The organism is Mesorhizobium captivum (assembly GCF_033977165.1).
Classification (GTDB): domain Bacteria; phylum Pseudomonadota; class Alphaproteobacteria; order Rhizobiales; family Rhizobiaceae; genus Mesorhizobium; species Mesorhizobium captivum.
The window spans coordinates 1-1013 of the sequence record NZ_JAVIJB010000122.1; the positions used below are offsets into that span (position 1 = coordinate 1).

Here is a 1013-nt window from a genome sequence, read left to right on the forward strand (position 1 = left end):
CGCCGCTCGTCCATGTCCGTCATGTTCCACCTCCGATCCAGGCCAGAGCGCGCATGCCGACCGGCTGGCTGGCCGATTCGCAAGCGGAGGCATGTCATCGTCGCTCCCTCGGTCAGGGCCCCGCATAAGGAGTGCTGATGTCGCCCAGTTCCGCTCCAGCCAGCTCTATCAGCAGCCACCCCAGTCAGCGCCTCAGTCGGGTTTGCAGTGCCAGCCGATCGACAACGAGGTTGTCGAGGTGCAGCACGCCTGACCGTCCTCTTTGCGCCAGGCCCCTAACCAATGCCCGCGTCCCGTCCAGCACAAAGACACCGCAATCATAGCCGTTGCTCTGCTGGGTCATGCGGGCTAGCTCCAGACGAGCGCCCAGCCGTTGTGCGAGCAGTGCTGCAGGCCCGTCGTTGTATCCCACGGCGGAATCGTAATGATAGGCAGCCGGCCTTGCCCGTTCGCGACGATCAACGAGCAGCAGCGACCAATGGCTGCCGCGGCGATTGGGATCCGAAGCACTGGCATCGCTCACTGGCAGGAACAGGAAGTCGGCTGTGTCATTACCATCGTGATCATGGACAATGTGCTGGAAGGCGCGCGTGGCCACGCTCTGGGAGCCCAAGCGCAGATGATAGTGGGCTATGAGCGGATCCACGAGCCGCGTCCGGGAGGCGAGATCCGGATTGTCCCGCTGCAGATCCTGAATCAGAAGCATGTAATCCGCCGCGATATGCTCGTCGCTCAGCCAATCCCTGGCGCCGAGCTCTAGCCCACCGTGGCCGTGGAACGAGGCTGTCTGATTCAACGCCGCTATCTGAGCATCCGCCGATGTGCTCGGAAACGCCGGTGCATAGTGAGCATCGTCACGCAACTCGTGCGGGGTGGAGGGCAAATCAACCAGAGGGTCAAGACCGCGGTAGATGTCTGATGACGGAGACCTCGCAGACGAGGGGAGGGAGGGCAAATCAACCAGAGGGTCAAGACCGCGGTAGATGTCTGAGGACGGAGACCTCGCAGACGAG

The 1013-nt window shown here is 62.6% G+C and carries 1 protein-coding gene; it reads right to left on the minus strand.

What is annotated here, in order from left to right:
* Positions 1-184: 184 nt before the first annotated feature.
* Positions 185-796: a C48 family peptidase gene (locus tag RFM40_RS33570; protein ID WP_320224066.1), complete on the minus strand. Its 612-nt coding sequence runs from the start codon at positions 794-796 to the stop codon at positions 185-187.
* Positions 797-1013: the final 217 nt, after the last annotated feature.